The sequence below is a fragment of the Pseudomonas sp. Pf153 genome (genome assembly GCF_001269775.1).
GTDB lineage: Bacteria > Pseudomonadota > Gammaproteobacteria > Pseudomonadales > Pseudomonadaceae > Aquipseudomonas > Aquipseudomonas uvaldensis.
Genome location: NZ_LHVL01000018.1, coordinates 395,784 through 408,704 on the forward strand (window position 1 = coordinate 395,784; position 12,921 = coordinate 408,704).

Below are 12,921 nucleotides of genomic sequence, written 5' to 3' on the forward strand. Positions count from 1 at the left end.
CCCAGCAGTCCTGGCCCAGGCCGCACTCAGGTGAGCCCCATGAATGAATTACAGCTCGACGATTTCAAGCGCGATGAAAACGCCGCGATGGTCCTGCTCGTCGACGACCAGGCGATGATCGGCGAGGCGGTGCGGCGTGGGCTTTCGAATGAAAACAACATCGACTTCCACTTCTGCTCCGACCCGCACCAGGCTATCGCCCATGCCGTTCGCATCAAGCCGACGGTGATTCTGCAAGACCTGGTGATGCCCGGTCTCGATGGCCTGAGCCTGGTGCGCGAATACCGTAACCACCCGGCGACCCGTGACATCCCGATCATCGTCCTGTCTACCAAGGAAGACCCGCTGGTCAAGAGTGCGGCGTTCGCCGCCGGGGCCAACGACTACCTGGTCAAATTGCCGGACAACATCGAGCTGGTGGCGCGTATCCGCTATCACTCGCGCTCCTACATGATGCTGTTGCAACGCGACGCGGCCTACCGCGCCCTGCGGGTTAGCCAGCAGCAACTGCTCGACACCAACCTGGTGCTGCAAAGGTTGATGAATTCCGATGGCCTGACCGGATTGTCCAACCGCCGGCATTTCGACGAATACCTGGAACTTGAATGGCGACGGGCGATGCGGGACCAGTCCCAGCTGTCGCTATTGATGATCGACGTGGATTACTTCAAGTCCTACAACGACAACTTCGGCCATCTGGACGGTGACGAAGCCCTGCGCAAAGTCGCCACGGCGATCCGCGAGGCGTGCAGCCGGCCGTCCGACCTGCCGGCCCGTTACGGCGGCGAGGAGTTTGCCCTGGTATTGCCCGGCACGGCATCCGGCGGCGCCCGGCTGATGGCCGAGAAACTGCGCCAGAGCGTCGTTGCCCTGAACATTCCCCACGCCACCCCGGACGGCGGCGAGAACCTGACCGTCAGCATCGGCGTCTCGACCGTGACTCCGCAGCAGGGTGGCGATTGCCGGCAGTTGATTTCAGCAGCGGACAAGGGCCTGTACATGGCCAAACACAGTGGTCGTAACCGGGTCGGTGTGGAGTAGGCCCAAGGGGGGGCGGTCAGGGGCGAACTTGCAGGAGCAAGGCTTGAACTGCCCCAAAGCTGCCAGGCGGGCTGCCGTCGACGCTTGATTACGTTATACTCGCCGGCTTTCAAAAGTTCGCCAACGAGTGTTGCCCGCCATGGAAATCAACCCGATCCTGAACACTATCAAGGACCTGTCCGAGCGCTCCGAAACTATTCGGGGGTATCTTTGACTACGATCAAAAGCATGAGCGTCTGACCGAAGTCAATCGCGAGCTTGAAGATCCGAGTGTCTGGAACAAGCCTGAATACGCCCAGGAACTGGGCCGCGAGCGCGCCGCGCTGGCGCAGATCGTCGAGACCCTGGATGAATTGTCCGGTGGCCTGGCCGATTGCCGCGACCTGCTGGACATGGCCGTCGAAGAAAACGACGAAGGCGCGGTCGGTGACGTGGTCGCCGAGCTGGACCGCCTCGGCGAGTCCCTGGCCAAGCTGGAATTCCGCCGCATGTTCAGCGGCGAGATGGACATGAACAACGCCTACCTGGACATCCAGGCCGGTTCCGGCGGTACCGAAGCCCAGGACTGGGCCAACATCCTGCTGCGCATGTACCTGCGCTGGGCTGACAAACGCGGTTTCGACGCGACCATCATGGAACTGTCGGCCGGTGAAGTCGCCGGGATCAAGGGCGCCACCGTGCACATCAAGGGCGAATACGCCTTTGGCTGGCTGCGCACCGAGATCGGCGTGCACCGTCTGGTGCGCAAGAGTCCGTTCGACTCCGGCAACCGTCGCCACACCTCGTTCTCGGCGGTGTTCGTTTCCCCGGAAATCGACGATAAGGTGGAAATCGAGATCAACCCGGCGGACCTGCGCATCGACACCTATCGTTCTTCAGGTGCCGGTGGCCAGCACGTCAACACCACCGACTCGGCCGTACGGATCACCCACGTACCGACCAATACCGTGGTCAGTTGCCAGAACGAACGTTCCCAGCACGCCAACAAAGACACCGCGATGAAGATGCTCCGGGCCCGCCTGTACGAGCAGGAGATCCAGAAGCGCAACGCGGCGTCCCAGGCGCTGGAAGACAGCAAGTCCGACATCGGTTGGGGTCATCAGATCCGTTCCTATGTCCTCGATGCCTCGCGCATCAAGGACCTGCGCACCAACATCGAACGCAGTGACTGCGACAAGGTGCTCGACGGCGACATCGACGAATACCTGGAAGCGAGCCTCAAACAAGGGCTGTAACGCGACACCCATGCGGCGGGCGGGCACGCTTTCATGAAAGCGCGGCCCCGGCCGGTGGCAACGAACCTGTGATGGAATCCTTAAAGACATGAGCGACCTAGAACTCGACCCGCAAGCCCTGCAACAGGAAGAAAACTCCCTGATCGCCCTGCGCAAGGAAAAGCTTGCTGCCGAGCGTGCCAAGGGCCAGGCCTTCCCCAACGACTTCCGCCGCGACGCCTATTGCGACGTGCTGCAGAAGACGTACGCGGACAAGACCAAGGAAGAGCTGGCCGAGGCGGCGATTCCAGTCAAGGTGGCCGGTCGTATCATGCTCAATCGCGGTTCGTTCATGGTGATCCAGGACATGACCGGGCGCATCCAGGTCTACGTCAACCGCAAGACCCTGCCGGAAGAAACCCTGGCGGCGGTCAAGACCTGGGACCTGGGCGACATCATTGCCGCCGAGGGCACCCTGGCCCGTTCCGGCAAGGGTGACCTGTACGTCGAAATGACCGACGTGCGCCTGTTGACCAAGTCCCTGCGCCCGCTGCCGGACAAGCACCACGGCCTGACCGACACCGAACAACGCTACCGCCAGCGCTACGTCGACCTGATCGTCAACGAAGACGTACGTCAGACGTTCCGCGTGCGTTCGCAGGTCATTGCGCACATCCGCAGTTTCCTGATGAAGCGCGACTTCCTCGAAGTCGAGACGCCGATGCTGCAGACCATTCCCGGCGGCGCAGCGGCCAAGCCGTTCGAAACCCACCACAATGCCCTGGACATGGAAATGTTTCTGCGCATTGCGCCGGAGCTGTACCTCAAGCGCCTGGTGGTCGGTGGGTTTGAAAAGGTCTTCGAGATCAACCGCAACTTCCGTAACGAAGGCGTTTCGACCCGGCACAACCCCGAGTTCACCATGCTCGAGTTCTACCAGGCCTACGCCGACTACGAAGACAACATGGACCTGACCGAGGAGCTGTTCCGCGAATTGGCGCAGCTGGTGCTCGGCACCACCGACGTGCCTTACGGCGACAAGGTGTTCCACTTCGGTGAGCCATTCGCGCGCCTGTCGGTGTTCGACTCGATCCTCAAGTACAACCCTGAATTGACCGCCGATGATCTCAACGACATCGACAAGGCGCGTGCAATCGCCAAGAAAGCCGGTGCGAAGGTGCTGGGCTTCGAAGGCCTGGGCAAGCTGCAGGTGATGATTTTCGAAGAGCTGGTCGAGCACAAGCTGGAACAGCCGCATTTCATCACCCAGTACCCGTTCGAAGTCTCGCCGCTGGCTCGCCGCAACGACGAGAACCCGAACGTGACCGACCGTTTCGAGCTGTTCATTGGCGGCCGCGAAATCGCCAATGCCTACTCCGAGCTCAATGATGCCGAAGACCAGGCCGAGCGTTTCATGGCCCAGGTGGCCGACAAGGACGCCGGCGACGACGAAGCCATGCACTATGACGCCGATTTCGTCCGGGCACTTGAATACGGCATGCCGCCGACCGCCGGTGAAGGCATCGGCATCGATCGCCTGGTGATGTTGCTGACCAACTCGCCGTCGATCCGGGACGTCATTCTCTTCCCGCACATGCGGCCCCAAGCGTAAGTGCTTCAATTAAAAAGCCGCCTCTCACAGGCGGCTTTTTAATGCCTGTCTGGTACAAACGTATCAATTGGTTCTTTTGAAATAGCGAGGAAAGACCTGTCGTGAATCGTGCAATGGTTCAAGAAGGTGCAGCGGGCATCGCCACCGCTGTAGCTGAAAGTGTTCAGTACCAGGGCCGCAAGGCCAGCCGACAGGGCAGTGAACAGCGTCGCCAGGAGATTCTCGACGCGGCCATGCGCATTGTCGTGCGCGATGGCGTGCGAGCGGTACGACACCGTGCGGTGGCCGCCGAGGCGGGCGTGCCATTGTCGGCCACCACGTACTATTTCAAGGACATCGATGACCTGCTCACCGATACCTTCGCCCAGTACGTGGAACGCAGCGCGGCGTTCCTGGCCAAGCTGTGGACCAATAAGGAAGGCCTGCTTCGGGAAATGGTCGCTTACGGAGACGGCAGTGCCGAATCCCGTACGAAACTGGCGGACGATATGGCACGCCTGGCCGCCGACTACGTGCAGCACCAACTGCATACCCGTCGCGAATACCTGATGGCCGAACAGGCCTTTCGCCAGGAAGCGCTGCTCAACCCACGGCTGGCTGAGCTGGTGCGCTCTCACCAGCAAATCCTGCTGCAGGGGACCTGTCAGATTTTCCAGGTCTTGGGCTCGCGCGATCCGCAACAGGATGCCAAAGTGTTGACGGCTATTATCGGACGGATGGAATATCAGGGCTTGCTCAATGGCGCCGAGCCCGTCGCAGATGAGGACATGCTCGGCATTTTGACCCGCTATATGCACTTGGTATTGGCGTCGGTGTAACCCGTTCAGGAGCACCACTGTCCTTGTGGTGAGGGCGCCTGCCATAGGGAGTTCAAATGAAAGCCTGGCGTGCCGTGGTACTGGCCGTGTCGTTGCTGCTGCTCAGCGGTTGCCTGGTATCCTTCAAGGCGCCGTTGCCCGACAGCGAAGCTGCGCCCGAAGGCCTGCTCGGTCATTGGACCAGTACCAACGCCTGGGGCGAGCCATTGAACCTGGAGCTGACGAAAGTCGGCAAGCACCGCTACCAGGCCATCACTTACTTCCGGGCTCGGCCCCATGAGCGCGAAGCCATTCCCCTGACCGTCTCCCGTCACGGCAGCCGCTGGTACCTGTCGGCCAAGGTGCCGGCCCGATACGGCGGGCATTTCGTAATCGCTGGGTTCGAGCTGACCGACAAGCAGGAACTGGTGGTCTACAACCTGGACATGGAACAGATCAATCAGGCCATCGGCCAGAAGCTTCTCAGCGGCCAGTCGAACCACAGCGAAGAGGGAGAGGGTGTGCTGGTGGACAGCGACATGCGCAAGGTCTTCAGTTACCTCGACGACCCGGCCAATTCCGACGTGTTCTCGGAGGCCGTGCGCTACCAACGGCTCAAAGCCCAATAACAGTATTCAACGGACGTTTTTATCAGGAGTTTCGGGTGGACGATTACCAGCAGACGATACGCACCTTGTCCGATCGCATAGTGCTGGCGCAAACGCCGATTCGCATTCTCGACGCGGTGAAGTGGGACGAGAACATCCGCAAGGGTTTTCTCAAGGCCAAGGGCAAGGAACTGCCCGCCGTGGACCGCGACTATTACCTCAACCGACCGTTGTCCTTCGACTCCAGCGGGGTGAAGCTGGAATTCCAGAACATCGAACGGGACATTACCCGTCAGCTCGGGCAGTTCAACCCGGTCGGCCAGATCATGCGTCGCATGTGCAAGGAATACCGCATGGTGGTGCGCATGCTCGAGGCCCGCGGCACCGAGGATTTCGGGCTGATTTCCCAGGAACTGTACGGCGCCGCGTCCGACGCCTTCCATGCCGGTGACCCGACCCTGTCCGACCTGGGCCTGATGCTGTCCGATTACCTGAACAACATCGATGGCCGTGGGGATTTGAAGGACGAGCCAAAGGTCCTCAGTGCCAAGGACGCGGTCAACCTGTTGCAACACCGGCTCAACCGGGTGTTCGGCGAGGCCGAGGAAACCATCCGGGTGTTCGAGTCCGATGGCATCGTCGCCGACGCGGCGGCGGGCGCCGACTACATCAAGATCCGTACCGATGCGATGTTCAACGAGCGCGACGTACGGGCCCTGGAGGTCCATGAGGGCCTGGTCCACGTCGGGACGACCCTCAACGGCTTGAACCAGCCGATCTGCACCTTCCTCTCCAAGGGTCCGCCCTCGTCCACGGTCACCCAGGAAGGCCTGGCGATCCTGATGGAGATTATTACGTTCGCGTCCTATCCGAGCCGCCTGCGCAAACTCACCAACCGCACCCGGGCGATCCATATGGTGGAAGAGGGCGCCGATTTCCTCCAGATCTTCGAGTTCTTCCGCGAGCAGGGTTTCGAGATGGCTGAAAGCTACGGCAACGCCAGTCGGGTTTTCCGTGGCTCGGTGCCAACCGGTCTGCCATTCACCAAAGACTTGTCCTACCTCAAGGGCTTCATCATGGTTTACAACTACATTCAGCTGGCCGTGCGCAAGGGCAAGCTGGAGCAAGTGCCGCTGCTGTTCTGCGGCAAGACCACCCTGGAGGACATGCGTACCCTGCGGCAACTGGTGGACGAAGGCCTGGTCGTGCCGCCCAAATACCTGCCCGATCAGTTCCGCGACATGAATGCGTTGTCGGCGTGGATGTGTTTTTCCAACTTCCTGAACCATCTGAGCCTGGATCGGATCGAAGCGGATTATTCCAATATTCTTTGAGTCACCCCAACCCCCTGTGGGAGCGGGCTTGCTCGCGAAGGCTGTGTGTCAGTCGATACATAGGTCACTGACTCAACGCATTCGCGAGCAAGCCCGCTCCCACAGGGACCGTGTTTCAACTTCAAGTGTTACGAGGCTTCACCGGATGCGAACCCTCGGCATCATCTGCCTGCTGCTGGCCCTGAGCGGTTGCAGTTCCCTGCTGTTCTACCCCGAGCGCGGCCAGCCCTTCACCCCGGAGCGGGCCCGGCTCGACTACCGTGACGTCACGCTGACCACTGCCGACGGCCTGCGGCTCCACGGCTGGTGGCTGCCCGTCAAGAAAGGCGTCGAGGTCAAGGGGACGGTGCTGCACTTGCACGGCAACGGCGGCAACCTGGCCTGGCACCTCGGTGGCAGTTGGTGGCTGCCGGAGCAGGGCTATCAGGTTCTGATGGTCGACTATCGGGGATATGGCTTGTCCGAAGGCGAGCCGAGCCTGCCGGCGATTTACCAGGACATCGACGCAGCGTTCAAGTGGCTCGATCAGTCCCCCGAGGTCCAGGGCAAGCCGCTGGTGCTGCTCGGCCAGAGCCTGGGCGGCGCGCTGGCGGTGCATTACCTGGTGGAACATCCCGAGCGGCAACGGCAGCTCAAGGCCCTGGTGCTCGATGGCGTGCCCGCCAGTTACCGTGACGTCGGGCGCTTTGCCCTGAGTACATCGTGGCTGACCTGGCCGTTCCAGGTGCCGTTGTCCTGGCTGGTGCCAGACGGCGACAGCGCGATCAGTTCCGTGGCGCAATTGAACGGTGTGCCAAAATTGATCTATCACAGCCTGGATGATCCCATCGTGCCGCTTTCCAATGGCATCCGCTTGTATCAAGCTGCACCGCCGCCCCGGGTCCTGCAACTGACCCGCGGTGGCCACGTGCAGACGTTCGCCGACCCGACCTGGCGTACGGTGATGTTGCGCTACCTCGACGACCCCTGGCATTTCGACGGCCTGCGCCGCCTGGGCGAGGTCCCGAATTATCCGAAAACATCCGTTGAATCTCCTGAGAGCCCGCAATGAGCGAAGAACGTAACGCCATTCCCCTGATCATCACCGGTATCTGCAGCATCCTCGGCACCGTCGCGGTGCTCTGGTACTACGGCTACCTGCACTTCGCCAAGCCCGAGGATGCGTTGTTGCTTAACGAGTTCACCATGCTCAAGACCGTGCCGGGTGAAGACTACAAGGTCTCCCTGGAGCCGGCGCCCCAGGTGGCCCAATGCATCGACGGCGTGCTGGTGCTGTTCGACACCGAACAGAAGGGCCTGACCGGTGTGCTGATCAACAACAAGAAGCGCGCGGTGCGGTGCATGGGGCAGGAGACGCCGCAGAAGCTCCAGCCGTAACTCAACCCGCTCCCATATTGGCCGAGTATGCAGCCAGTAAAAAGCCCCGCCTGATGCAGTCAGGCGGGGCTTTTGCGTTGCACTCAGCCGATCAGTTGGCGCTCATGGTCGAACGCGGAGCCACTGGCTGATTGTCGTTGGAAATGGTCACTTCCACCCGACGGTTCATGGCACGGCCCGAGACGCTGGTGTTGTCGGCCACCGGGAATTCCTTGCCATAACCCTGGGTCACGATGCGGGCCGGGTCGACGCCCATTTTCACCAGTGCGGTGCGCACGGAGCTGGCGCGACGCTCGGACAATGATTGGTTGTAGGAGTCCGAACCGGTGCTATCGGTATAGCCTTCGATGATCACTTTGCGGTCCGGGTTTTCCTGGAGGAACTGGGCCAGTTTGCTGACGTTGGTCATGCCACTTGCGCGCAGGTCAGATTTGTTGGTGGCAAACAGCACGTCGCCGAAGGTCACCAGCGTACCGCGCTCGGTCTGCTTGGCGTTGAGGCTGTCTTGCAGTTGCTTGATCTGGGCGTTGCGAGCCTCAAGCAAAGCGCGGGCGCGTTCGTCACCGGCATTTTTCAGTTCGGCTTCGGCGGTGCGCAGAGCGATGGTCTGCTTGGCCACTTCAACGCGCTGGTTGGTCAGGTAGGCCAGTTGGTCGACCTTGGCCTCGTCTTCCTTGTCCAGATAGGCCTTGTCGGCCTTGGCCAGGAAATCGGCGGCTTCCTTGGTCTCCAGTGCGGCGACCTTGGTGGCTGCCGGATCGGCCTGCAGGCCGTTGTAGTTGGTGCGGGCCTGTTCCAGGTTCACGTTCGGGTCATGGGAGCAAGCGGCCAGCGATACACAGGCGGCGAGCAGGGCGGGCATCATCAAATGTTTGTGCATCATAGTCTGTCGTCCTTTTATCAATAACAGTGGTCGCGGCATGAGTGGCTTACTGAATCTTGTTCATGCCTTCCTGACGCAATTCCTGAACCCCTTTCTGGGAATCCTTGAGAGCCTGTTCGGCCTTGGCGGCTTGAGCCTTGCGCTCGGCTACGCGAGCGTCCCACTCGGCCTGTTCGGCCAGACGCTTGGCTTCGGCGTAGTTCTTGTCGTGCATGGCGATCTCGGCCTGCTTGAGCTTGTCCTGGGCGGACTTCATTTCCACGGCGGCGAATTCGGTACCGCCGGCGCTGACGGCGCTGTTGACCGCCGATTGCGTTACCGCGTACTGCTCCGACGGTGGATTTCCGGCACAACCGGCCAGGATGAAGCTGCTACCGATGGCCAGGGTGGCCAATTTCAGGCCGCGCAGGCCATTGGCTGAGGGTTTGGCAGTGCAGGTATTCATAGGCTTCAACTCCATTGGGAAACTCCTGAGAAAACTACAAATCCATGCTGAAACGCCAAGCCTGACGTCTGTTTTTTGGGGGGGCCAGGGCGCGTTTATTTAAACAACCGTTCCAGTATGGTTATTCGGTGTGACACGGGGCGTTTTTCAAAAGTTCAGCGAAGATGGCCAATCGCCAAAAAGTATTGCTGACCAATCGGTCAGGGTTAAAAAAGCTGAACTTTCAAGGCGCGCAGCGGTATTCCCAGCGCCAAATCATGGCGCCGGGAGGCGGCACGGAGGGAGGATGGGTCAGTGCTTCGATTTGTCGTTCTGCGACGAAAGCTGATGCAGATGGCGGCGGGAGAGGGCGAGGAATCGCGGCGTAGGACCGACGTCTTCGTATAGCGGGTCGCCTTCTTCGTCGGTGGCGACCACTTGTGAGCCCTTGACGTACGGGAAGCTCGCTTCCAGTTCTTCCAGGGCTGCCCCGATCAGCTCGCCGAGCAGTTCTTCGGGCTGGCGTTTGGGGTACATATCGCAGATCGCCGCCAGGCGTGCGGCGGCTTCTACATCCAGATGTATCGTGTAGCCGGTCTGGGTCAGGTGGCCCTTGGCGTTTTCTTCCCAGTGCTGGGCGAGCTCACGGATTTTCATGATGGCCTCAATCAGTCTGCTCGTGGCAGGCGCGGTGAGTGGCAAGCCGTCGTGTGGCTTACTTATGAGACTAGCTTTGCCCTACAAGGTTTAAAGACCCTTCGTCGCTTGTCATAAACGACTGGTATCGGCACTCTCTGACTCATGTGTCTAACCCGATAGCTGCCCGGACCTTTTTGCTGGAGAACTGCTGATGACCGATATCGATGCACGCTTGCGCGAAGATGTTCACCTGCTTGGCGAGTTGTTGGGAAACACCATCCGCGAACAGTACGGGGACCGGTTTCTCGACAAGATCGAGCAGATCCGCAAGGGCGCCAAGGCCGATCGGCGTGGCTCCGCGGATGCCGAACTCAGCGCCAGCCTCAATCAGTTGACCGAGGATGAACTGCTGCCGGTGGCACGGGCGTTCAACCAGTTCCTGAACCTGGCCAACATCGCCGAGCAGTATCAACTGATCCACCGGCGCGACGAATCCAAGCCCGCGCCGTTCGAGGCGCGGGTGTTGCCGGAACTGCTGGCGCGGTTGCGGGCAGAGGGACACAGTGCCGAATCCCTGGCACGGCAATTGGGCCGGCTGGAGATCGAACTGGTCCTCACGGCGCACCCCACGGAAGTGGCCCGCCGCACACTGATCCAGAAATACGACGCCATCGCCGCGCAATTGGCGGCCCAGGATCATCGGGACCTGACTACTGTCGAACGGGCGCAGATTCATCAGCGTCTTCAGCGATTGATCGCCGAAGCCTGGCACACCGAGGAAATCCGCCGTACCCGGCCGACTCCCGTCGATGAAGCCAAGTGGGGCTTCGCAGTGATCGAGCATTCGCTGTGGCACGCCATCCCCAATTACCTGCGCAAGGCCGACCAGGCCCTGCACGCCGCCACCGGCCTGCGCCTGCCCTTGGAGGCTGCGCCGGTGCGCTTTGCTTCCTGGATGGGCGGCGACCGCGACGGCAACCCGAATGTCACGGCCGCAGTGACCCGCGAAGTCTTGTTGCTGGCGCGCTGGATGGCGGCCGATCTGTACCTGCGCGACGTCGATCAACTGGCGGCCGACCTGTCCATGCAAAAGGCCAGCGACGCCTTGCGTGCCCAGGCCGGCGACAGTGCCGAACCTTATCGTGCGGTGCTCAAGCAATTGCGCGAGCGCCTGCGGGCCACGCGTAATTGGGCACAGGCATCGCTCAAAGTCGCTACGCCGGCCCCGGCGGAGGTGCTGCAGAACAACCGCGAGCTACTCGATCCCCTGGAGCTGTGCTACCAGTCGCTGCATGAGTGCGGCATGGGCGTGATCGCCGACGGGCCGCTGCTCGACTGCCTGCGCCGGGCGGTGACGTTCGGGCTGTTCCTGGTGCGCCTCGATGTGCGCCAGGACTCGACGCGTCATACCGCTGCCATGACCGAAATTACCGATTACCTGGGGCTTGGCCGCTACGAGGAATGGGACGAGGAGCAGCGCATCGGCTTCCTGTTGGATGAGCTGAACAACCGTCGCCCGCTACTTCCGTCCAATTTCAAGCCTTCGGCGGATACGGCGGAAGTCCTGGCGACCTGTCGGGAAGTCGCGGCGGCGCCGGCGGCATCACTGGGGTCGTATGTGATCTCCATGGCTGGCGCGGCTTCCGATGTGCTGGCGGTCCAGCTGCTGCTGAAAGAGGCGGGCGTGTTGCGGCCGATGCGGGTGGTGCCGCTGTTCGAAACCCTGGCGGACCTGGACAACGCCGGGCCGGTAATCGAGCGGTTGTTGCTGTTGCCGGGTTACCGTTCCCGGTTGCAAGGGCCCCAGGAAGTGATGATCGGTTACTCCGATTCGGCCAAGGACGCTGGAACCACGGCGGCGGCCTGGGCCCAATACCGGGCTCAGGAACGGCTGGTGGACATATGCCGCGAACAGCAAGTCGAATTGCTGCTGTTCCATGGCCGTGGCGGCACCGTGGGGCGTGGTGGCGGCCCGGCCCACGCGGCAATCCTGTCGCAGCCGCCAGGATCGGTTGCGGGACGTTTCCGCACCACCGAACAGGGTGAAATGATTCGTTTCAAATTCGGCCTGCCGGACATCGCCGAACAAAACCTCAACCTCTACCTCGCAGCGGTGCTGGAGGCGACCTTGCTGCCACCGCCGCCGCCCACGCCCCAGTGGCGGCACCTGATGGATGAATTGGCGGCCGACGGCGTCAAGGCCTACCGCGCCGTGGTGCGGGAAAACCCGCAGTTCGTCGAGTATTTCCGCCAGTCCACGCCGGAGCAGGAGTTGGGCCGCCTGCCCCTGGGCAGTCGACCGGCCAAGCGGCGGGCTGGAGGCATCGAAAGCCTGCGGGCGATTCCCTGGATCTTCGGTTGGACCCAGACCCGCCTGATGTTGCCGGCCTGGCTCGGCTGGGAAACCGCCCTGGGCAAGGCGCTGGAGCGTGGCGAGGGTGAGTTGCTGGGGCAGATGCGCGAGCAGTGGCCCTTCTTCCGCACCCGCATCGACATGCTGGAAATGGTGCTGGCCAAGGCGGATGCCGATATCGCGCGCTCCTACGACGAGCGTCTGGTGGAACCGGCACTGCAACCTTTGGGTGCGCACTTACGCGACCTATTGTCGCAGGCCTGCTCCGTGGTCCTGGGTTTGACCGGTCAGTCGCAGCTACTGGCACATAGCCCAGAGACATTGGAATTCATCAGTCTTCGCAACACCTACCTGGACCCGTTGCACCTGTTGCAGGCCGAACTCCTGGCACGCTCGAGGCAGCAGGACGTTGCCCAGGGCAGCCCCGTGGAACAGGCGTTGCTGGTGTCTGTAGCGGGGATCGCCGCAGGCTTGCGCAACACCGGTTGAGGTCCGTCGGACGTCTTGCCAGGGCACGCCCGGTTTCGCCGGGCAGTGCCTGGCGTGTGCATGAGCAGGTCGGCCAGGCGACAGTTTGTTGCCCGGTTGCGACGTTCGCCACCTCCTCCAAAGGTCGCGCCGGGCGGGGGTTCCTCCGAC

At 61.6% G+C, this 12,921-nt stretch carries 12 protein-coding genes; 9 read left to right on the top strand and 3 right to left on the bottom strand.

Annotation, left to right across the window (positions count from 1 at the left end):
- Positions 1 to 39: 39 nt before the first annotated feature.
- The 8 genes from AD666_RS13935 to AD666_RS13970 all read left to right on the top strand — a co-directional run bounded on the left by AD666_RS13935 (position 40) and on the right by AD666_RS13970 (position 7,983).
- Positions 40 to 1,041, top strand: a complete 1,002-nt coding sequence (locus AD666_RS13935; protein WP_053152657.1) for a diguanylate cyclase — start codon at positions 40 to 42, stop codon at positions 1,039 to 1,041.
- Between the two features lie 139 nt (positions 1,042 to 1,180).
- Positions 1,181 to 2,276 (top strand): peptide chain release factor 2 gene (gene prfB / locus AD666_RS26440; RefSeq protein ID WP_156315945.1). Its coding sequence is split into 2 segments (ribosomal slippage): positions 1,181 to 1,252 and positions 1,254 to 2,276, totalling 1,095 coding nucleotides; the frame shifts between segments, so codons are not numbered across the junction.
- Between the two features lie 88 nt (positions 2,277 to 2,364).
- On the top strand, positions 2,365 to 3,867 hold the full coding sequence (gene lysS / locus AD666_RS13945) for a lysine--tRNA ligase (RefSeq protein WP_053152660.1): 1,503 nt from the start codon (positions 2,365 to 2,367) through the stop codon (positions 3,865 to 3,867).
- Between the two features lie 101 nt (positions 3,868 to 3,968).
- The gene (locus tag AD666_RS13950; RefSeq protein ID WP_053152662.1) at positions 3,969 to 4,685 is read left to right on the top strand and encodes a TetR/AcrR family transcriptional regulator; all 717 of its coding nucleotides are present in this window, start codon (positions 3,969 to 3,971) and stop codon (positions 4,683 to 4,685) included.
- Between the two features lie 56 nt (positions 4,686 to 4,741).
- Positions 4,742 to 5,293: a hypothetical protein gene (locus tag AD666_RS13955; protein WP_053152664.1), complete on the top strand. Its 552-nt coding sequence runs from the start codon at positions 4,742 to 4,744 to the stop codon at positions 5,291 to 5,293.
- A gap of 35 nt (positions 5,294 to 5,328) precedes the next feature.
- The gene (locus AD666_RS13960; RefSeq protein WP_053152666.1) at positions 5,329 to 6,606 is read left to right on the top strand and encodes a flavohemoglobin expression-modulating QEGLA motif protein; all 1,278 of its coding nucleotides are present in this window, start codon (positions 5,329 to 5,331) and stop codon (positions 6,604 to 6,606) included.
- A gap of 145 nt (positions 6,607 to 6,751) precedes the next feature.
- On the top strand, positions 6,752 to 7,657 hold the full coding sequence (locus AD666_RS13965; RefSeq protein ID WP_053152668.1) for an alpha/beta hydrolase: 906 nt from the start codon (positions 6,752 to 6,754) through the stop codon (positions 7,655 to 7,657).
- Positions 7,654 to 7,983, top strand: a complete 330-nt coding sequence (locus AD666_RS13970; RefSeq protein ID WP_053152670.1) for a hypothetical protein — start codon at positions 7,654 to 7,656, stop codon at positions 7,981 to 7,983. The genes AD666_RS13965 and AD666_RS13970 overlap by 4 nt, the downstream gene beginning before the upstream one ends.
- Positions 7,984 to 8,074: 91 nt before the next feature.
- On the opposite strand, the gene AD666_RS13975 is transcribed toward AD666_RS13970, so the two are convergent.
- The 3 genes from AD666_RS13975 to AD666_RS13985 all read right to left on the bottom strand — a co-directional run bounded on the left by AD666_RS13975 (position 8,075) and on the right by AD666_RS13985 (position 9,947).
- Positions 8,075 to 8,863 (bottom strand): OmpA family protein, encoded by a 789-nt coding sequence (locus AD666_RS13975; RefSeq protein ID WP_053153250.1) that lies wholly within the window; start codon positions 8,861 to 8,863, stop codon positions 8,075 to 8,077.
- A 49-nt stretch (positions 8,864 to 8,912) separates the two neighbouring features.
- Positions 8,913 to 9,326 (bottom strand): DUF4398 domain-containing protein, encoded by a 414-nt coding sequence (locus tag AD666_RS13980; protein WP_053152672.1) that lies wholly within the window; start codon positions 9,324 to 9,326, stop codon positions 8,913 to 8,915.
- Between the two features lie 276 nt (positions 9,327 to 9,602).
- Positions 9,603 to 9,947, bottom strand: a complete 345-nt coding sequence (locus AD666_RS13985) for a hypothetical protein (protein ID WP_053152674.1) — start codon at positions 9,945 to 9,947, stop codon at positions 9,603 to 9,605.
- 193 nt (positions 9,948 to 10,140) lie between these two features.
- On the opposite strand from AD666_RS13985, the gene ppc reads away from it, so the two are divergent.
- Positions 10,141 to 12,771, top strand: a complete 2,631-nt coding sequence (gene ppc / locus AD666_RS13990; RefSeq protein WP_053152676.1) for a phosphoenolpyruvate carboxylase — start codon at positions 10,141 to 10,143, stop codon at positions 12,769 to 12,771.
- The last annotated feature ends 150 nt before the right edge of the window (positions 12,772 to 12,921 follow it).